Consider the following 17092-nt stretch of genomic DNA (forward strand, 5'->3'; position numbering starts at 1 on the left):
GGGCCCCGGCTGTCCGTAGCGTCAGCCCGCCGGACACATGGCGCTGGACATGCGGCCGAGGTCGACGTGACGCCGACTCACCAAGGCAATTCCAGCTCGAGACATGACGGAAGCGTGTCACGGGACTTTGGACCCAGTCCACCGTCATCCAGAATATGGACAAGAGTGTCCCGCATCGCGAGACACTGTGTCCTCGATCACCCGCACCGCCCCACGGCCGCGGGGCGGGCCTCGGGTCAGACCCGGGCGCCGGGCCAGGGGCCGGGCGTCTCCACCTCGGGCTCGTCCTCCACCTTCGTGTCGCACAGCGTGAAGCCGCGGCGCAGGTAGTTGTCCATCGCGTGCGGGCCGTCCTTGGAGCAGGTGTGCAGCCACACCCGCTTCGTCGGGGTCCGTCCCGGCCAGCGGTCCGCGAGGTCCCAGGCCCGCGCGGTGCCGAACGACAGCAGATGACCACCGATGCGCCGCCCGCGGAAAGCCGGGATCAGCCCGAAGTAGACGATCTCGACGGCGCCCTCGTCCTGCGCCTCCAGCTCGACGTACCCGGCCGGTGTCCCCTTCTCGTACGCCACCCAGGTCTCCACGCCCGGCCTGTCCAGCGTCTCCTGCCACTGTGCGTGGGTGAGACCCAGCCGGTCGGTCCAGCGGATGTCCCCGCCGACCGCCGTGTAGAGGAAGCGGCTGAACTCGGGCGAGGGCACCTCGGCCCGCACGATCCGCACGTCCCCCGCGGGCTCGGCGGCCGGACGCAGATCGGCGGCCGAGGTCTGCTCCAGGGACCACGTGGTCACAGTGATGCTCATGGCCGCCAGGGAACCACGTCCGCGCCCCGGCTCCAAAAAGCCGGGAGCCGCGGGCACGCCCCTGCGCCCCTCGTGCGGATCATGCTCCTGACAGGGCCTGGAACCCCGCGGTCCGCTCCGCGGCGACCGCCGGGGCCGAGGAGTGCGGCAGGAGGTCATCCGGGCGGGCCGGACGGACCACCTCCACCCTGACCTCCTCGCTGAAGCGGTACGGGCGGTGGGCCAGCACACCGGAGAGGTAGCGCCTCACACGTGACATTTCAGCGCGCACCGTCACCGTGCGTGTCGGGTCACCGAACACATCGGACGCCAGCTCCGCGGCCGTGCGCCCCTGCGGATGCCTCGCCAGCACGTACAGCAGCTCGGCATGGCGCGGGCTCAGCTCCTGGGACCAGCTGCCCGCGGGACCGCTGACCGCGACCGTCCAGCGGCGGGCGCGGCTCAGGTCCAGGACGACACGGCTCGCCGTCTCCGTGGCCCTGGACTCGTCGGGACGGACCAGCCAGCCGCCCGGCAGCGGCTCGACGGTGCACATGCCCAGCGACGGCAGCCAGACCCGGCCCGCGCGGAACGACTTGGGCAGCGGCAGCCGGTCCACCGGTGCCATACCGCTGACCGCCGCCGTCCAGCCGTGCACGTCGACGGCCAGCGCCCGGCCGGCGAGCCGGCACAGGATCGGCGCCGCGACCGACCGGAGCCGCTCGACCACCCGCAGATGACGCTCGCGAAGATCCGCCTCCGCGAGCCGGGCCACCGAGTTGACGAGCGCCAGCGTCGCCGGGTGGAAGCCGGACGCCGGGCCGCTGACGTCGACGATGCCCAGCAGCCGGCCGTCGCGCGGGTCGTGCACGGGCGCCGCCGCACAGGTCCAGTTGTGCAGCGTGTGCACGAAGTGCTCGGCCGAGTGGACCTGGACCGGCCGCCGGGCGGCGAGGGCGGTGCCGATGGCGTTGGTGCCGGCGCTGTCCTCGCTCCAGGCCGCGCCCTCCTCGAGACAGATGGTGTCGGCCTGCCGGATCACTCCGGCGTTCCCCTCCCGCCACAGCACCCGGCCCTGATCGTCCGTCACCACCATGATCTGCACGGACGCGTCGGCGATCTCGGAGAGCCCGCCGCTGAGCGTGTGCATCACCTCGCCGAGCACGGTCGCCCGCCGCCGGTGCTCCAGCTCCTCACGCTGCAGCAGCTCACTGCCCGTGGAACTGTCGGGGTCCACGCCCAGGCGGAGCATCCGCTGCCAGGACGCGTCGATGACCGGGCGCGGCGCGACCGGCGGGCGCCGGCCGGCCAGGGTCGCGGCGTGTACCTGGCGGAGCAGACGCGTCGCATGCCCGGCGTCCATGCTGCTGAGCCGTGCCATGTCGAGAGCCGTGTTCCTCATCGGGTACCCCCCGCCGTCGCCGGCGCCGAATGATGCGGGCCGGCCGTGCCGTATCGGTTCTGCTCGGTGCGCGTCCCACCACGCACCGGTGCGTGCCGCATCGCGGCCCCTCCGCCTCCCATCGTGCCGCCCGCGCACCCGCCCGGAAGCCGATTCGCACATCTCCTGCAACGGTCTGCAACTCTGGCCAACGGCCAGCCTGTGCGTGAGGGTGACATGAGCGGAGGGTGGTGCCGTGTCGGCGCAGCACCACCCTCCGCTTTCGCAGGTCAACGCACCGGCGCACACCAAGGGCGCACGGTCGCGTCAGCCGGCTCGCGCGCCGCCGTTCACACCGGCTCGCGCGCCGCCCCCGCACCCGTACGCGCGCCGCCCCCGCACCTGTACGCGAGCCGCCCCCGCACCTGTACGCGAGCCGCCCTCACACCTGTACGCGCGCCCGCTCCACGACGGCCGCCAGGTTCAGCCCGTACGGCAGCGTCCCGAACGCCGACCCCCAGTCCCCGCCCAGCCGTGACGCGCAGAACGCGTCCGCCACCTCCGGCGGCGCCCAGCGCACCAGCAGCGACCCCTGGAGCACCAGCGCCATCCGCTCGACCAGCCGCCGCGCACGTACCTCCACGGACTCCAGATCGGCCAGCTCCGTCAGCATCCCCTTGATCGCGCCGTCCAGCCGGTGGTCCGCGCCACGCGCCCGCCCGACCTCCCGGAGGTACGCGTCCAGCGCCTCCGGCGTCGCCCGCAGCGCCCGCAGCACATCCAGGGCCTGCACATTGCCCGATCCCTCCCAGATCGAGTTCAGCGGAGACTCCCGCAGCAGCCGCGGCATCCCGGACTCCTCCACGTAGCCGTTCCCGCCCAGGCACTCCAGCGCCTCCGCCACCACCGGCGTACACCGCTTGGTCACCCAGTACTTGGCGGCCGGCACCGCGAGCCGCAGCAGCGCCCGCTCCGCCTCGTCACCGGCCTGAGCGGCGTCGTACGCCGCCGCCAGCCGCATCGCCAGCACCGTCGCCGCCTCCGACTCCAGCGCCAGATCGGCCAGTACGTTCCGCATCAGCGGCTTGTCGATCAGCGGGCCGCCGAACGCGTTGCGGTGGGCGGTGTGGTGGACCGCCTGCGCCACCGACTGCCGCATCAGCGCCGCCGAACCGAGTACGCAGTCCAGGCGCGTCGCCGACACCATCCCGATGATGGTGCGCACCCCGCGCCCCTCCTCGCCGACCCGCCGCGCCCACGTCCCGTCGAACTCCACCTCGCTCGACGCGTTCGACCTGTTGCCCAGCTTGTCCTTGAGCCGCTGGATCGCGAACACGTTGCGCGTCCCGTCGTCCAGCACCCGCGGCACGAGGAAGCACGTGAGGCCGCCGGGAGCCTGCGCGAGCACCAGGAAGGCGTCGCTCATCGGCGCCGAGCAGAACCACTTGTGCCCGGTCAGCCCGTACTCCCCGGCCGCGGCCAGCGGCACCGCCCGGGTCGTGTTCGCCCGGACGTCGCTGCCGCCCTGCTTCTCGGTCATGCCCATCCCGAACAGCACACCGGCCTTATCGACCGGCGGCCGCAGGCCGTCCTCGTACACCCGCGACGTCAGCCGCGGCTCCCACTCGGCCGCCAGCGCCGGGTCCGTGCGCAGCGCAGGCACCGCCGCATGCGTCATCGACACCGGGCAGCCGTGCCCGGACTCCACCTGCGACCAGACCAGGAACCCGGCCGCGCGCCGCACATGCCCGCCGGGCCGCCCCCAGGCGTTCGTCAGCCCCGAGGTGACCGCCTTGCCCAGCAGCCGGTGCCACGCCGGATGGAAGTCCACCTCGTCGATCCGGTGCCCGTACCGGTCGTGCGTCCGGAGCACCGGAGGGTTCTCGTCGGCCTGCGCTCCCCACCGCTGGGCCTGCGCCGAACCCGCGGTGCGGCCGAGCTCGGACAGCTCCTGACGCGCCGTACCGAGCAGCCCCGGATCCAGGTGCCGCTCCACGGCCTCGGTCAGCGCACGGTCCGCCGCGAACACGTCGTACGCGACCAGGGGCGGAGCCTGGTTGGTCACGGTGTGGGTGCTGGTCTCCATGCCGATACGGTAAGGAGGTGCAGGCAGCAAACGAAACACCCGAGCGGCCCTCCGGCCGGCTCCACCGGGCGCGAGTCCTCTACCGCAACGTCTCCAAGCGGAAACTGGCCTGGCTGCTGCTGAAGGACACCGTCAATTCGTGCATCGAGTACCGGATCCTCGGGCTCGCGGCCGAGGCGGCGTTCTTCACCCTGCTGTCGCTGCCACCACTGATGCTGGGCGTCCTCGGGCTCCTCGGCTACGTCGACGACTGGACCAGCACCACCACCGTCGCCTCCATCCAGGAGAACATCCTCGGCGCCGCCGGCACCGTCCTGTCCGACCGCGGCGTCAACGAGATCGCCAAACCCCTCCTGGAGGACGTCACCCGCGGCGGCCGCCCCGACGTCATCTCGCTCGGCTTCGCGATCGCCCTGTGGTCCGGATCGCGGGCCGTGAACGTCTTCGTCGACACCATCACCGTGATGTACGGACTCGACGGCCAGCGCGGCATCGTCGCCACCCGGCTGCTGGCGTTCCTGCTCTACCTCGTCGCGCTGCTGATCGGCGCGGTCGTGCTGCCGCTGGCGGTCGTGGGCCCCGACCGCCTCGTGGAACTCCTGCCGTTCGGCACGGAAGTCGTCAGCGTCCTGTACTGGCCCGTGGTGATCCTGCTGTCCATCGCCTTCCTCACCACGCTCTACCACGTGTCCGTGCCGGTCCGCTCACCGTGGGCCGAGGACATCCCGGGCGCGCTCGTCGCCCTCGCCATGTGGGTGCTCGGCAGCTTCCTGCTCCGCATCTACCTGACCAGCACCGTCGAGGGCCCCACCATCTACGGCTCCCTCGCCGCCCCCATCGCCGTACTCCTCTGGATCGGCATCTCGGCCTTCGCGGTGCTCGTCGGCGCCGCCGTGAACGCCGCCATCGACCGGGTCTGGCCCTCGGTCGCCACCGCCGCCGCCCGCGCCGCCAACCAGCGAGTCCGTGCCGCCCACGCCGCCGAGCTGGTCGCCCGCGCCCGTGCCGCGGAAGGCGAGAGCGAGGACGGGGAGGAAGGCGAGGAGGGCGAGGAAGGGGAAGGGAGCGGCGACATGCCGTCGGAGTTCCCCGAACGCTGGTCCAAGTTCCTGCCGCCGGACGACGTGAAATCCCGGTTCCACGGCAGCCGGGATCCTCGCGACAACGGCAGCCAGAAGCTCTAGCCTCGACACCATGTACGAGGAACGGGCCTCGTCGCTGGACGGGGCCGTCGTCTGGCGCAACGAGCCCGGCCCCGGCCCGGGCCTTCCCGTACTGCCCGACGGCTGCATGGACCTGATGTGGAGCGACGGCCGGCTCCTCGTCGCCGGACCCGACACACGCGCGCATCCGTCCGACGGCACCGGCGCCTCGTACACGGGGCTGCGCTTCGCCCCCGGCACCGCCCCCGCCTTCTTCGGCGTACCCGCGCACGAGCTGCGCGACGTCCGCGTGGAACTCGCCGGCCTCTGGCCCGCCGGCCGTGTGCGCGCGATGGCCGCACGGGTCACCGCAGCGCCGGACCGGGCCGCGGCGCTGGAGGCCGTGGCCCTGCGGTACGCGGCGGACGGTCCCCGGCCCGACCCGTTGCTGCGGGCCGTCGTCCAGCGGCTCGACGCCGGAGGGACCGTCGCGGCGACCGCCGACGCGGTCGGGCTCGGCGCACGCCAGTTGCACCGCAGATCCCTGGACGCCTTCGGATACGGCCCAAAGACGCTCGCCCGGGTCCTGCGACTGCAACGCGCCCTCACCCTCGTACGGGCCGGGACCTCCCATGCCGAGGCCGCCCTCGCCGCGGGCTGCGCCGACCAGGCACACCTCGCACGCGAGATGCGGGACCTGACCGGGCTCACCCTCGGCCGCTACGCCGAACTGGCCGCCGGCTCCGCGTCCGCGAACAGGGAGACCCCGGCACCGTCCGGGTCGAGCACGATCGCGTAGCGCTGCCCCCAGAACGCGTCCCACGGCCCCAGGTGGCCACGATGGCCTGCCGCGACCAGCTCTTCGTACACCTTGTCCACCTCGGCGGGACTGTCGCAGAGGAAGGCGAGCCCGACACGGTCCCCGCCCTCGGGCCGGGTCCAGCCGGGATCGAAGGACCGGATCGTCTCCTCGGTGTCGAAGAGCACGCGCGGCCCGCCGGGCAGCACGGCCTCGACATGCGGCGCGGACTCGGCCCCTTCCGCGAAGTCCAGGCCGAGGCGGCGGTAGAAGGCGAGTGAGGCGGCCATGTCGGAGACGACCAGGCCGACGGCATCGAGTCGTGGAGTCATGGAGCCACCGTAGGAAGGGCGGTGGTACGGCGTCTTGAAGGAATCGGACACCGCACGCACACGGTCACGGACGGGCGCCGGGGAGCTCGCCCGGCTCGCCGTCATCGATTCGTAAGGGTCCCCGCGCGCAGTCGCCGGCCCTCGCGGACCAGACTGGAGCCATGCAGAACATCCTCGTCGTCGACGACGATCCGACCGTCGCCGAAGTGGTCGCCGGCTACCTGGAACGCGCGGGCTTCGCGGTCAACCGCGCGGAGGACGGGCCCGAGGCCCTGCGGTCCGCCGGGCAGCTGTGGCCGGACCTGGTGGTGCTGGACCTGATGCTGCCCGGCATGGACGGCCTCGAGGTCTGCCGCAGGCTGCGCGGCCAGGGGCCCGTGCCGGTGATCATGCTGACCGCGCGCGGGGACGAGGACGACCGCATCCTGGGTCTCGAAGTCGGCGCGGACGACTACGTCACCAAGCCGTTCAGCCCGCGTGAACTGGTGCTGCGCGTCGAGTCCGTGCTGCGCCGCAGCCGGGCGCGGGACGAGGGGCGGACCGCCGGACCCGTGCTCAGCTGTGCGGGGATCAGCGTCGACCCGACGGCCCGCCGCGTCACCAAGGACGGCGGCGAACTCGCCCTCACGCTGAGGGAGTTCGACCTCCTCGCCCATCTCATGCGCCACCGCGGACAGGCCATCGCCCGCGAACAGCTGATGCACGACGTGTGGGGCTGGGAGTTCGGGGACCTGTCGACCGTCACCGTCCACGTCCGACGGCTGCGCGGCAAGATCGAGGACGATCCCGCCAGACCACGCCTGATCCAGACCGTCTGGGGCGTCGGCTACCGCTTCGACGCACCAGCACCAGCACCAGCACCGGCGGTGTTCGGCGCACCCGAACCGACGGACGGGGTGTGACACGTCATGCGTGACTTCCTCCTCATCGTGCTCCTCGCCTTCCTCGGCGCGGCCTCCGCCGGGCTGGCCGGTGCCCTCGTCCTGCGCCTGCTGCGCCACCGGTCGGTCGCCGTGTCGCTGACGGTCGTCGCCGCCGTCACCGTCGTCGCGATGCTCGCCGGGACCCTCGCGGTCGCCCAGGCGATGTTCCTGTCCGCGCACGACCTGACGGTCGTCACCACCGTCGTCGCGATGGCCGCGGTCGTGTCGCTCGCCACCGCGCTGCTCCTCGGCCGCTGGGTCGTCGCCCGCAGCCGCGAACTCGCCCTCGCCGCCCGTACGTTCGGCGAGGACGGCAGCTTCGCCGCGCCCGACGGCGAGGCCACGGCCGAACTCGCCGAGCTGAGCAGGGAACTCGCCGCCACGAGCGCGAAGCTCGCCGCGTCCCGGGAACGGGAGCGGGCGCTGGAGACCTCCCGGCGGGAGCTCGTCGCCTGGATCTCGCACGATCTGCGCACCCCGCTCGCCGGGCTGCGCGCCATGTCGGAGGCGCTGGAGGACGGCGTCGTCCAGGACCCCGAGCGGTACTTCCGGCAGATCCGCGCCGAGGTCGAGCGGCTCAACAGCATGGTCGGGGACCTCTTCGAACTGTCCCGGATCCACGCCGGCGCGCTCGCGCTCAGCCCCACCCGGATGTCCGTGTACGACCTGGTCGGCGAGGCACTGGCGGGCGCGGACCCGCTCGCCCGTGAGCACGGCGTACGGCTCGTGGGGGACCGGGTGGAGCCGGTCCCCGTCCAGGTGGACGGCAAGGAGATGACCCGAGTCCTGGCCAATCTGCTCGTCAACGCGATCCGGCGGACCCCGGCGGACGGCACGGTCGCGGTCGCCGCGGAACGACGCCGGAACAGCGTCGTGCTGTCCGTGACCGACGGCTGCGGCGGCATCCCTGAGGAGGACCTGCCCCGTGTCTTCGACACCGGATGGCGCGGCAGCCAGGCCCGGACCCCTCCGGCCGGGGCGGGCCTCGGGCTGGCGATCGTCCGGGGCATCGTCGAGGCCCACGCAGGTCGCGCCGACGTGCACAATGTGACCGGCGGCTGCCGCTTCGAGGTGACCCTGCCCGCCGCCCCGTGACCGCCCGGGGATGCGTCACGGTGTCACATGGCGCTGTACACCGCGTCGACCAGGGCCATCTTGCGCGGATCGTCGGCGATGCGTGACCCCATGCGGTTCATGACGTACCCCATCGACACGCCCGCCTCCGGGTCCGCGAGCCCACAGGAACCGCCGTAGCCGTCATGGCCGAAGGCGCGCGGGTTGGGTCCGTACGACCCGTTCGGGCCGCTCAGCCACAGGCCCAGTCCGATCTCGGTCTCATGGGCGAAGCCCGCGCCGAGGACGAGGTCCCGGCAGGCGCCCTGGCCCTCGCGGACCCGCTCGGCGGCCGCCGCGGACAGCACGCGGTGCTCTCCGAGCAGACCGCCCGAGGCGAAGACGCCGTACAGCTCGGCGACCGCGCGGGCGGTGCCGTGGCCGTTGGCCGCCGGGATCTCGGCCGCCCGCCACTCCGGGGTGTTCGCCCCGGCCGCGCCGACGACGGGGTTGGTGAGCGCGGCGACCGCGACCGGCTGCAACTGCGCGAACGCCGCGGCCTGTTCGCTGTTCGCCGCGACCGGAGGATGCACCAGTTCGGCGGCGCGGCCGGACTCCTTCTCGGGAAGCCCGATCGTGAAGTCGATGCCGTTCGGCCCCGTCACCTCCCGGTGCAGGAACTCGCCGGGCAGCAGTCCCGTGACGCGCCGCACCACCTCGCCGACCAGGAAGCCGTACGTCATCGCGTGGTAGCCGGACCGGGTCCCCGGCTCCCACCAGGGCTCCGTCGCGGCCAGCCGGGACACCGTCAGCTCCCAGTCGCACAGTTGGGCGAGCGTGTGCGGCTCACGCAGAGCGGCGAGTCCCGCGCGGTGCGAGAGGAGGTGGCGGACGGGAAGGGTGTCCTTGCCGGCGGCGGCGAACTCCGGCCAGTACGAGGCGACCGGGGCGTCCAGGTCGAGCAGACCTCGGTCGGCCAGGAGATGCGCGCACAGCGCGGTCGCTCCCTTGGTCGTCGACCACACGTTGACCACGGTGTCCCGCTGCCACGGCCGGCTGCGGGCGGCGTCGGCCCAGCCGCCCCACAGGTCGACGACGGTCTCCCCGCCGGACCGGACGGCGACGGCGGCACCCAGCTCGCCGCGTTCACGGAAGTTCTCCTCGAAAGCGGTGCGGACCGCGGAGAACCGCGCGTCGCAATGGCCCTCGATCCGTGCCCCGGTGTCGGTCATGACCCCTCCGTGCTCCGTTGGACTACGTCGTGTCGGCACTCCGGAACATACCGACTGGTCGGACCGGCTGGAAGGTGTCGTACGCGGACGGATCGGGAGGGGCGTTGTCAGTGCCGTGAGGCAGGCTGTCGGGTGCACCGTCACATATGGCCCCGCAGGGCCGGGACGGTGCGAAAGGACCCGAGACCGGCAAGACCACTGAGACCGCCGAGACGACCGAGACGACCCGAGGGGAATGGCCGACCGATGAGTACCACCGTTGTCATGACGTCCCGTGAACGTGCCGCCGCCCAGGCGTACTTGCGCCTGCTGGGTGCCGTGCGCGCCGCGCTCGCCGCACCACCCGGTGCTGCGGCCCCGCCGCCCCTGCTGCTCACCGCCCCCATGGCCGAGGCCGACCAGGCCCTCGAGGACGCGGGCCTGGCCGGCAACGAGGCGGAACTGTTCGGCCTGGTGACGGGACTTCACACCGCCGGCACATCATGACCGGCGGGACGGCACGGCGGGCACGACGGGACGGCGCGAAGGGCGGGCGTCACGCCTCGTGGCGCAGCGGCGTGAGCTGCTCGATGTCGTAGCGCGCCCGCAGTTCGGCGATCGCCCCGTGATCGGGCGGGCCGCCCGCGTCGAGGATCTCGATCAGTTCCTCGAAGTACCGCTCGTGGTCGGGCGGGGGCGAGGCCTGGAAGAACATCCTCGCCGATTCGCCGGTCCGGTTGGCGAAGGCGTGCGGACAGCCGGGCGGCACGACGACGACCGTGCCGGGACCGGCGCGGACGGAGCGCCGGCCCGACCGGGACTCCCAGTGCCGCCAGTCGTCGCCGGTGCGCACGCGCGGCTCGAAGGCGAGCATGTCCAGCTCTCCTTCGAGTACGTAGAAGAGCTCCTCGCTCCGCGCGTGCACATGTGCCCCGACGTCGAACCCGGGAGGGACGACGACTTCGAAGCTGGACGACACACGTGACATGTCACCGGTGACCTTGAACGTCACCTGCTGGGCCGCCGCGCGCAGCGTACGGCCGTGACCCTTCGGCACGAGCAGCCCGTCCGGCGTCCTGACGTGCGCGGTCACCAGATCACCGGCAATCCTTCGGGGCCGCGGATGAGTGCGCCGGGCCGCCAGTGGAGTTCCTCCGACGGCACGGCGAGCCGCATCCCCGGGAACCGGTCGATCAGGGCGGAGAAGATCAGTTCCGTCTCCAGCCGGGCGAGCAGGCCGCCGATGCAGTAGTGCGGACCGTAGCCGAACGCCACATGCGGGTTGGGGCTCCGGTCGAGGCGGATCTCCTCGGGGTCCGGGAAGACGTCCGGGTCGCGGTTGGCCGCCAGATACGACACGTAGACGGCCTCGCCCTTCCTGACGTCCTGGCCGGCGACGGTCAGGTCCTCCGTCGCGATCCGGCACAGTCCGACGCCGTTGCGGTGCGGTATCCAGCGCAGCAGTTCGTCCATGGCCGAGGTCCGCAGCCCCGGCTCCCGGCGCAGCCGGGCGTGCAGTTCGGGGCGGGTGAGGAGGATGTACGCCATGTTTCCGGTGTTGTTGGTGACCGCCTCGCCGCCGATCTGGACGAGCAGCGCCAGTCCGACCGCCTCCGACTCGGTGATCTCACCGTCCGCGACGGCCGTCCCGAGCAGCCCGGTCACATCCTCACCGCCGGTGCCCCGACGCTGCTTCAGCAGTTCGGCGAAGTAGTCGCACATCGCGGTCCTGGCCTGCTCGCTGCGCTCCGCGCCGTGGGAGGAGGACAGGATGAGGGCGGTCCACTCGTGCATCCTCGGCCGGTCCCTGGCGGGTACGCCCATGAGTTCGCAGACGACGGCCAGCGGGAACGGCGAGAGGACACGCCCGACGAGATCGGCGGGCGGTCCGTCGTGCAGGACACCGTCGACGAGTCCGTCGAGCATGTCCTGGGCCCGCCCGCGCAGCCGGTCCATCGCGCGGGTGGTGAACGCGGCCGCGACGGAGCGGCGCAGCCGGGTGTGGTCGGGCGGGTCCTCGAAGCCGACCGCCCCGTCCACGGGTATGAAGTGCGGTGCCAGGCGCGTGACATCGTTCCCGACGACCGCCTTGCGGCTGAAGCGCGGATCGTTCGTCACCATCCGCACGTCGTCGTAGCGTGTCGCCAGCCAGGCCCAGCCCCGGCCGTTGGGGAGCCGGATCCGGGTCAGTGGACCCTCCCGCATCAGCGCGGCGAGGTCCGGGTCGAAGTCCACCCCGGTCAGGTCACTCACCGGCCAGAAGCGCACCGGCGGGCCGCCGTCGGCCGCGCCGGCCGTGGCCGGAAGGGCCGAGGTGGTCGTCGTGGCCGAAGCGGTCGGAGCGGTCGTCGTGGTCCCTGCCCCGGACGCCCTCGCCGGGCAGCCTGCCTCAGTGACCCCGGGCCCCTTGGTGGTCTCGTTCCGCATGGCCGGCTCACCTCCTCTCCGTCGCCAGCGCCCCTTCGCGGGCGAGGGCACCTTCGGGCGTGCTCCAGCGGCCCAGCGACATCTCCGCGGTGATGCCCGGGCCGAAGCCGGCGAGGATGCCCCGCGCCATGTCGTCCGGGGCCCCCTCGTCGAAGAGCCTGCGCAGGGCGTCCAGCACGACCGCGCTGGCGATGTTGCCGTACTGGGTGAGCGTGGCCCGGCTGAAGCGGAACGCCTCGGGGGCCACCCCGAGATACTTGCCGAGGTCGTCGAGGATGCGTGGCCCGCCCGCGTGGATGATGTAGAAGTCCAGCGAGGCGGCGTCCCAGCCGTGTTCCGCCGCGAGGTCCTTGAGCGCCGGAGCCAGCGGTTCCATGGTGCCTGGCACCCGCCGGTCCAGCTTGAAGTGGAATCCGGTGGAGCGGACGTCGTAGGCGATCCAGTCCTCGGTGTCCCGGACGAGAAAGGAGCCGTTGCGCTCCAGCACGACGCCATGGCCGCCCCGGCCGCGCACCACGACGGCGGCGAGACCGTCGCCGAAGAGCCCGTTGGAGAGCAGATTGCCGACGTCCAGATCGGTGGGCTGGTAGCACAACGAGCAGAACTCGCAGGCTACGACGAGCGCGTTCGCCTCCGGGTAGGCGGTGCAGAAGTCGTGCGCCCGGTTGACCGCCGCGCCCCCGGCCGCACAGCCGAGCTGGGCGATCGGCACCTGGCGCGCGTCGGTGCGAAAGCCCATCGTGTTGATCAGCCAGGCCGTCAGCGACGGCATCATGAAGCCGGTGCACGACACGTAAATGATGACGTCTATGTCGACGGGCCGGAGTCCCGCGTCGTCCAGCGCCTGCTCGATGACCCCGGGGACCCGGGCCTTCGCCTCGTATTCGTACACGGCGTTGCGCTGTTCGAAACCGGGATGTTTCAGCGTCTCCTCGATCGGTTGCAGAAGATGCCTCTTCTCCACGCCGGTGTTCCGGATCAGACGCAGCGCCAGATCCAGTTGTGGATGGTCCGCGTGGACGGACCGCGCCAGGTCAAGGGTCTGCTCCATGGTGATCACGTGCTCGGGTACGGACACTGCCGGTCTGCACAGAGTGGCCATGATGGTGCGCCCTTCTCTCGCGTTTCCTTCTAAAGGATCAGGGACGTCACCCGTTCGCGCCCGCCGAGGAAAGCCCTTGCCGCTGGGCTGTCCGGGTGATGCCGCGCCGGTGCCGGGCCGACGGGCCGGCGATCGGGAAGGGATGTCGAACCCGCTGGATGCCGCCCGGGCCGCTCACTCGGCGTGATCGGTGCCGGGTGTGCGCGTACAGCGTTGAACGTTGGGAGTTGAACGCCATGACGTCAGAACCCGAGACGGTGGCCGCGCCCGGCCCCGGTGCGCAGGAGGACTCGACGGGGGCCGGCTCGCGGGAGGACCCGGCCGGGCCCGGTCCGCGGGGGCGATCGGCCGAAGCCGGCCCGAAGGAGGACGTGGGCGAGGTGGGTGAGGTGGGCGACGAGGGCGCCCTCTTCTGGAGCCTCGACGATCTGAAGGCGCTGGACTTCGACCCGCTTCTGACCACCCTGCTGCGCGAGGAGCCCGTCGCCCGTATCCGGCTTCCGTTCGGTGAGGGGACCGCCTGGCTCGTGACGCGCTACGACGACGTCAAGCAGGTCACGTCCGACCCGCGGCTCAGCCGCCGGGCCCTGGCGGAGCGCGAGGTGACGAGCGGCTCGCCGCACGCCATCGCCGCGAAGCACGCCGCCCTCAACTACACGGACCCCCCGCATCTGAACACTCTGCGCCGTGTCGTCGCCCGGGCCTTCACCGGCAGGAGCATGGAGCGGCTGTGGCCGATGGCCCGGCGAAGGGCCGAGTCCCTGCTGGACGGGATGGAGCGGAATGGTCCCCCGGGCGATCTGATGCAGCATCTGCACGGGCCCTTTCCGCTGTCGGTCGTCTGCGATCTGCTCGGGCTGCCCGAGGGCGAACGCGCCGGGATGACCTCCTGGGCGAACGTCATCATGGCGCCGCGCCAGGCCCCGGCCCGCAGCGAGGAGGCCAGGGCCACGGTCCGTGACGTCGTCGTCGGGCTCCTCGACCGGCGGCGCACCGAGCCGGGGGAGGATCTCGCGGGAGTCCTCGCGGCCGCCGTCAAGGACGCCGAGATCAGCGACGACGAGGCCGTGTCGCTGGCGACGGCGATCCTCGTCAGCGGGGCGCACGCGGTGCGCAACAACAGCGCGAACATGGTGTACGCGCTGCTCACCCACCCCGAGCAGCTCGCGAGGCTGCGGGCCGAGCCCCGCATGCTGCCGCAGGCCGTCGAAGAACTGCTGCGCTACATCCCGCACCGCAACGGTGTGGGCCTGCCGCGGATCGCGACCGAGGACCTGGAGGTCGGCGGCGTACGCATCAGGGCGGGCGAGGCGGTCTACTGCTCGTACCTCTCCGCGAACCGGGACCCGGCGGTCTTCACCGACCCGCACACGCTCGACCTCGGACGTGAGGCCGTGACGCATCTGTCGTTCGGGTTCGGGCCGCACCACTGCGTCGGCGCGATGCTGGCCCGGATGGAGTCCGAGGTGATGATCGCGACGCTGCTGGACCGCTATCCGCGGCTCGCGCTCGCGGTGCCGCCCGAGGAGATCGCCTGGGAGGAGGGCGCGCTGATCCGCGGGCCCAAGACCCTTCCGGTGCGCTGGTGAGGCGGTCATGGACGTGGATCTGCGCATCGTGCACGGTGCACCGGATGACGAGGAACTGGCCGCGCTCATGGCGGTCCTGACCATCCTCGCCCACCGCCGGGCCGCCGCCCGGGCCACACCGGGCGGCGGCCGGCCCCGGCGCGCTCACTGGGACCGGACGTGGGGCGGCGGCTTCCAGCCGTGCGGCTCCTGGCGGGAGAGGGACAGGACGGTCATGTCGTTCGACCCGGGCAGCCGCTGAGACGACGACATCCGCCCGTGGTCGCCGGCGCGGACGCCGGTACGCACCGATTGCCCGTAGCCGTCGGTGCGAGGGCTCAGACGAGCAGTCGCAGGGAGGTGTCCGACACCCCCACCGCGACCGTCTGACCCCAGGTCAGCTCCAGTGCGTCGGACTCCATCCCGTCGCCGAAGGCGACCAGCCGCTCGGACTCCACCGTGAGCCGAAGGTGCCGCCCGGCCGGCAGCACTCCCTCCACCAGCGACGTTCCGGTGGCGGGGGAGGGCCAGGCCTCCCGCACGAACCAGAGGAGCATGGCCTCGGCCGGTGCGGGCAGCGGCCGGCGGCTGCCGCGCTCGCGCCACAGCGAACGCAGCCAGCCGGTGGCTCCGGTCCCCGTGCCGACGAGGACGCCGGAGGACGCCTGTGGCTCCGTCCCGCCGGGCCCGTCGTCGACACCGATCCGGTACCGGGACGTCTGGTGGTCCGGCCGGCCGAGGTAGATCTCGTTGAGCGCGACGAGGCGCTGGGTGTCGTCGGCGACGGCCTCGACCATGGTCAGCTCCTCGGCCGTGGCGCCGCGGGCGACGGCGGCCCGCAGCAGCCGGGCGGTGTCTGCCGCCCGGTGGCGTACGAGCACCCCGGGATTGCGCCCGGGATCGGTGTCGATCCCCACCACCGGCTGCCCGGTCAGGTACTTCGCCGTGTTGGCGACGAGCCCGTCCTGGCCGGCCACGACGACCACGTCCTCGGGTGCGAACAGGAACCGGTCGAGGTCCGCGCGCTCCACCCGCGTCTGCCGCCACTGCACCGGCACGGCCGCCGACACCTCCGCCAGCGTCCGCCGGGTGCGGTGGTGCCGTTCGGCCACGTCCTGGATGCTGCGGCCGCGCGAGGAGAGGAAGAACTCGGCCTGGCCGTGGGTGCCGTGCCGGGCGAGCAGCTCTTCGTACTCGGTGGTGCGGTGCACGAGCACCGCGCGCGGTGCCAGGCTCACGCCGTCCCCGTCCCCGTCCCCGTGGCCGTTCCCGAACCGCCCAGCCGGGCGAGCAGTCCGGTGAGGACGTCGGGGGAGAGGGTGATGCTGTCGACGCGCGGCAGGTTCTCCGCGAGGCGGCTGACCGCCAGTGCGTGCAGCGTCGCCGGGTCGGTCTCGGCGTGCACGCGCAGCCAGGCGGCCTGGGCCCCGGCGCGCGCCTCGCCGACCTCGCGGGCCGCCGTGGCCTCGGCCTTGGCGAGCCGTACCGTGCGAGTGGCTTCGGCCTCGGCGCGTACGGCGTCGGCAGCGGCGCTCTCCTCCGCCTCCCGCCGGGCGTTGGTGCCCTTCTGCTCGACGAGCCGCTCCTCCCTGCGGGCCAGCTCGATCCGGCTGGCGAGCTCGTTCTCGGCGATGGCCCGTTCCCGCTCCACGGCGACGGCACGGCGCTCGTAGGTCGCGCGGTCGGCCTCCTGCTGGATCTGCTCACGGGCCGGGGTGCGCAACGCCCGTTCGACCTCGGGTTCTGGGCGCAGGGCGATGACGCGTACGGCCACCACCTCGATGCCGGTGGCGCCGAGCCGCGGCTCGCCGCCGAGACCGGCGGAGATCCTCTCCCGTACGGCGGTGACGCCGTCGGCCAGCGCCGCCGACAGCGGCGTGCGGGCCAGGACGTCGAGCGCGTGCTGCTGGGCGGTCCCGGTGAGCAGCGTGGAGATCTGCTCCAGCGGGGCGCCGCGCCAGACGCCGGTGTCCGGGTCGACGGAGAAGTCCAGGCGGGCGGCGGCGGTGGCGGGTTCGCTGATCCGGTACGTCACCGTCGCCTGCACCGACACGTCCTGGAAGTCGGACGTCCTGGCGTGGAACGTGACGGCCAGCTCCCGGTCGTCGACCGGTACTTCGGACACGGCCGCGGTCAGCGCCCGGAACCAGAAGCTGAGGCCGGGGCCGTCGTGGACGAGCCGGCCGCGCCGGTGGTGGCGGACATGGACGGTGGGTGCGGAGCGCAGATGGCGCCAGCCGAAGCGCCTGGTGATGTCGGCCATGGAACAACCCCCTTGTTTTCGTC

18 protein-coding genes are annotated in these 17092 nt (G+C 72.7%); 7 read left to right on the forward strand and 11 right to left on the reverse strand.

The window, feature by feature from the left end; translation table 11 throughout:
• Window positions 1–21: 21 nt before the first annotated feature.
• From ACIQMR_RS26465 to ACIQMR_RS26480, 4 genes are all read right to left on the reverse strand, one after another.
• Window positions 22–105: a putative leader peptide gene (locus tag ACIQMR_RS26465; protein WP_323137367.1), complete on the reverse strand. Its 84-nt coding sequence runs from the start codon at window positions 103–105 to the stop codon at window positions 22–24.
• 131 nt (window positions 106–236) lie between these two features.
• On the reverse strand, window positions 237–803 hold the full coding sequence (locus ACIQMR_RS26470) for a GNAT family N-acetyltransferase (protein ID WP_401392016.1): 567 nt from the start codon (window positions 801–803) through the stop codon (window positions 237–239).
• A gap of 79 nt (window positions 804–882) precedes the next feature.
• Complete coding sequence (locus ACIQMR_RS26475; protein ID WP_401392019.1) at window positions 883–2184, reverse strand: GAF domain-containing protein; 1302 nt, start codon at window positions 2182–2184, stop codon at window positions 883–885.
• A gap of 421 nt (window positions 2185–2605) precedes the next feature.
• Window positions 2606–4249, reverse strand: coding sequence for an acyl-CoA dehydrogenase family protein (locus ACIQMR_RS26480; RefSeq protein ID WP_401392022.1), 1644 nt, complete (start codon window positions 4247–4249; stop codon window positions 2606–2608).
• Between the two features lie 17 nt (window positions 4250–4266).
• On the opposite strand from ACIQMR_RS26480, the gene ACIQMR_RS26485 reads away from it, so the two are divergent.
• A complete protein-coding gene (locus ACIQMR_RS26485; RefSeq protein ID WP_401392025.1) occupies window positions 4267–5433 on the forward strand; it encodes a YihY/virulence factor BrkB family protein in 1167 nt (388 codons plus the stop codon).
• Window positions 5434–5443: 10 nt separating this feature from the next.
• The gene (locus ACIQMR_RS26490; RefSeq protein ID WP_401392028.1) at window positions 5444–6190 is read left to right on the forward strand and encodes a helix-turn-helix domain-containing protein; all 747 of its coding nucleotides are present in this window, start codon (window positions 5444–5446) and stop codon (window positions 6188–6190) included.
• Here ACIQMR_RS26490 and ACIQMR_RS26495 read toward each other — a convergent pair.
• A complete protein-coding gene (locus tag ACIQMR_RS26495; RefSeq protein ID WP_401392032.1) occupies window positions 6112–6522 on the reverse strand; it encodes a VOC family protein in 411 nt (136 codons plus the stop codon). The two genes, ACIQMR_RS26490 and ACIQMR_RS26495, sit on opposite strands and share 79 nt — an antisense overlap.
• A 161-nt stretch (window positions 6523–6683) precedes the next feature.
• On the opposite strand from ACIQMR_RS26495, the gene ACIQMR_RS26500 reads away from it, so the two are divergent.
• Complete coding sequence (locus ACIQMR_RS26500; RefSeq protein ID WP_401392035.1) at window positions 6684–7424, forward strand: response regulator transcription factor; 741 nt, start codon at window positions 6684–6686, stop codon at window positions 7422–7424.
• A 6-nt stretch (window positions 7425–7430) separates the two neighbouring features.
• Window positions 7431–8540 (forward strand): sensor histidine kinase, encoded by a 1110-nt coding sequence (locus ACIQMR_RS26505; RefSeq protein WP_401392038.1) that lies wholly within the window; start codon window positions 7431–7433, stop codon window positions 8538–8540.
• A gap of 23 nt (window positions 8541–8563) precedes the next feature.
• Here ACIQMR_RS26505 and ACIQMR_RS26510 read toward each other — a convergent pair whose 3' ends face one another.
• Window positions 8564–9730 (reverse strand): serine hydrolase domain-containing protein, encoded by a 1167-nt coding sequence (locus ACIQMR_RS26510; RefSeq protein ID WP_401392041.1) that lies wholly within the window; start codon window positions 9728–9730, stop codon window positions 8564–8566.
• Window positions 9731–9976: 246 nt separating this feature from the next.
• Here ACIQMR_RS26510 and ACIQMR_RS26515 point away from each other — a divergent pair, with 246 nt between their 5' ends.
• Window positions 9977–10216, forward strand: a complete 240-nt coding sequence (locus ACIQMR_RS26515) for a hypothetical protein (protein ID WP_401392044.1) — start codon at window positions 9977–9979, stop codon at window positions 10214–10216.
• A 49-nt stretch (window positions 10217–10265) separates the two neighbouring features.
• On the opposite strand, the gene ACIQMR_RS26520 is transcribed toward ACIQMR_RS26515, so the two are convergent.
• From ACIQMR_RS26520 to ACIQMR_RS26530, 3 genes are read right to left on the reverse strand one after another with little or no spacing between them, the layout of a single operon-like run.
• Window positions 10266–10802, reverse strand: coding sequence for a cupin domain-containing protein (locus ACIQMR_RS26520; RefSeq protein WP_401392047.1), 537 nt, complete (start codon window positions 10800–10802; stop codon window positions 10266–10268).
• Window positions 10799–12136 carry a cytochrome P450 gene (locus ACIQMR_RS26525; protein WP_401392050.1) on the reverse strand — a complete coding sequence of 446 codons (1338 nt, stop codon included), beginning with the start codon at window positions 12134–12136 and terminating at the stop codon, window positions 10799–10801. Before ACIQMR_RS26525 ends, ACIQMR_RS26520 begins: the two co-directional genes overlap by 4 nt.
• A gap of 7 nt (window positions 12137–12143) precedes the next feature.
• Entirely contained in the window at window positions 12144–13238 is a 1095-nt protein-coding gene (locus tag ACIQMR_RS26530) for a type III polyketide synthase (RefSeq protein ID WP_401392053.1), read from the reverse strand.
• Window positions 13239–13474: 236 nt separating this feature from the next.
• Here ACIQMR_RS26530 and ACIQMR_RS26535 point away from each other — a divergent pair, with 236 nt between their 5' ends.
• Window positions 13475–14827, forward strand: a complete 1353-nt coding sequence (locus ACIQMR_RS26535) for a cytochrome P450 (RefSeq protein ID WP_401392056.1) — start codon at window positions 13475–13477, stop codon at window positions 14825–14827.
• Window positions 14828–14834: 7 nt separating this feature from the next.
• Complete coding sequence (locus ACIQMR_RS26540) at window positions 14835–15068, forward strand: acyl-CoA carboxylase subunit epsilon (RefSeq protein ID WP_401392059.1); 234 nt, start codon at window positions 14835–14837, stop codon at window positions 15066–15068.
• Window positions 15069–15144: 76 nt separating this feature from the next.
• Here ACIQMR_RS26540 and ACIQMR_RS26545 read toward each other — a convergent pair whose 3' ends face one another.
• The gene (locus tag ACIQMR_RS26545) at window positions 15145–16044 is read right to left on the reverse strand and encodes a hypothetical protein (protein ID WP_401392061.1); all 900 of its coding nucleotides are present in this window, start codon (window positions 16042–16044) and stop codon (window positions 15145–15147) included.
• Window positions 16041–17069, reverse strand: coding sequence for an SPFH domain-containing protein (locus tag ACIQMR_RS26550; protein ID WP_401392064.1), 1029 nt, complete (start codon window positions 17067–17069; stop codon window positions 16041–16043). The genes ACIQMR_RS26545 and ACIQMR_RS26550 overlap by 4 nt, the downstream gene beginning before the upstream one ends.
• Window positions 17070–17092: the final 23 nt, after the last annotated feature.

The organism is Streptomyces sp. NPDC091376, from assembly GCF_044757085.1.
Classification (GTDB): domain Bacteria; phylum Actinomycetota; class Actinomycetes; order Streptomycetales; family Streptomycetaceae; genus Streptomyces; species Streptomyces pratisoli.

Coding starts and splice junctions, on each gene's coding strand:
- ACIQMR_RS26465 (WP_323137367.1), bottom strand. CDS start 105: ATGTCTCGAGCTGGAATTGCCTTGGTGAGTCGGCGTCACGTCGACCTC.
- ACIQMR_RS26470 (WP_401392016.1), bottom strand. CDS start 803: ATGAGCATCACTGTGACCACGTGGTCCCTGGAGCAGACCTCGGCCGCC.
- ACIQMR_RS26475 (WP_401392019.1), bottom strand. CDS start 2,184: ATGAGGAACACGGCTCTCGACATGGCACGGCTCAGCAGCATGGACGCC.
- ACIQMR_RS26480 (WP_401392022.1), bottom strand. CDS start 4,249: ATGGAGACCAGCACCCACACCGTGACCAACCAGGCTCCGCCCCTGGTC.
- ACIQMR_RS26490 (WP_401392028.1), top strand. CDS start 5,444: ATGTACGAGGAACGGGCCTCGTCGCTGGACGGGGCCGTCGTCTGGCGC.
- ACIQMR_RS26495 (WP_401392032.1), bottom strand. CDS start 6,522: ATGACTCCACGACTCGATGCCGTCGGCCTGGTCGTCTCCGACATGGCC.
- ACIQMR_RS26500 (WP_401392035.1), top strand. CDS start 6,684: ATGCAGAACATCCTCGTCGTCGACGACGATCCGACCGTCGCCGAAGTG.
- ACIQMR_RS26505 (WP_401392038.1), top strand. CDS start 7,431: ATGCGTGACTTCCTCCTCATCGTGCTCCTCGCCTTCCTCGGCGCGGCC.
- ACIQMR_RS26510 (WP_401392041.1), bottom strand. CDS start 9,730: ATGACCGACACCGGGGCACGGATCGAGGGCCATTGCGACGCGCGGTTC.
- ACIQMR_RS26515 (WP_401392044.1), top strand. CDS start 9,977: ATGAGTACCACCGTTGTCATGACGTCCCGTGAACGTGCCGCCGCCCAG.
- ACIQMR_RS26525 (WP_401392050.1), bottom strand. CDS start 12,136: ATGCGGAACGAGACCACCAAGGGGCCCGGGGTCACTGAGGCAGGCTGC.
- ACIQMR_RS26530 (WP_401392053.1), bottom strand. CDS start 13,238: ATGGCCACTCTGTGCAGACCGGCAGTGTCCGTACCCGAGCACGTGATC.
- ACIQMR_RS26535 (WP_401392056.1), top strand. CDS start 13,475: ATGACGTCAGAACCCGAGACGGTGGCCGCGCCCGGCCCCGGTGCGCAG.
- ACIQMR_RS26540 (WP_401392059.1), top strand. CDS start 14,835: ATGGACGTGGATCTGCGCATCGTGCACGGTGCACCGGATGACGAGGAA.
- ACIQMR_RS26550 (WP_401392064.1), bottom strand. CDS start 17,069: ATGGCCGACATCACCAGGCGCTTCGGCTGGCGCCATCTGCGCTCCGCA.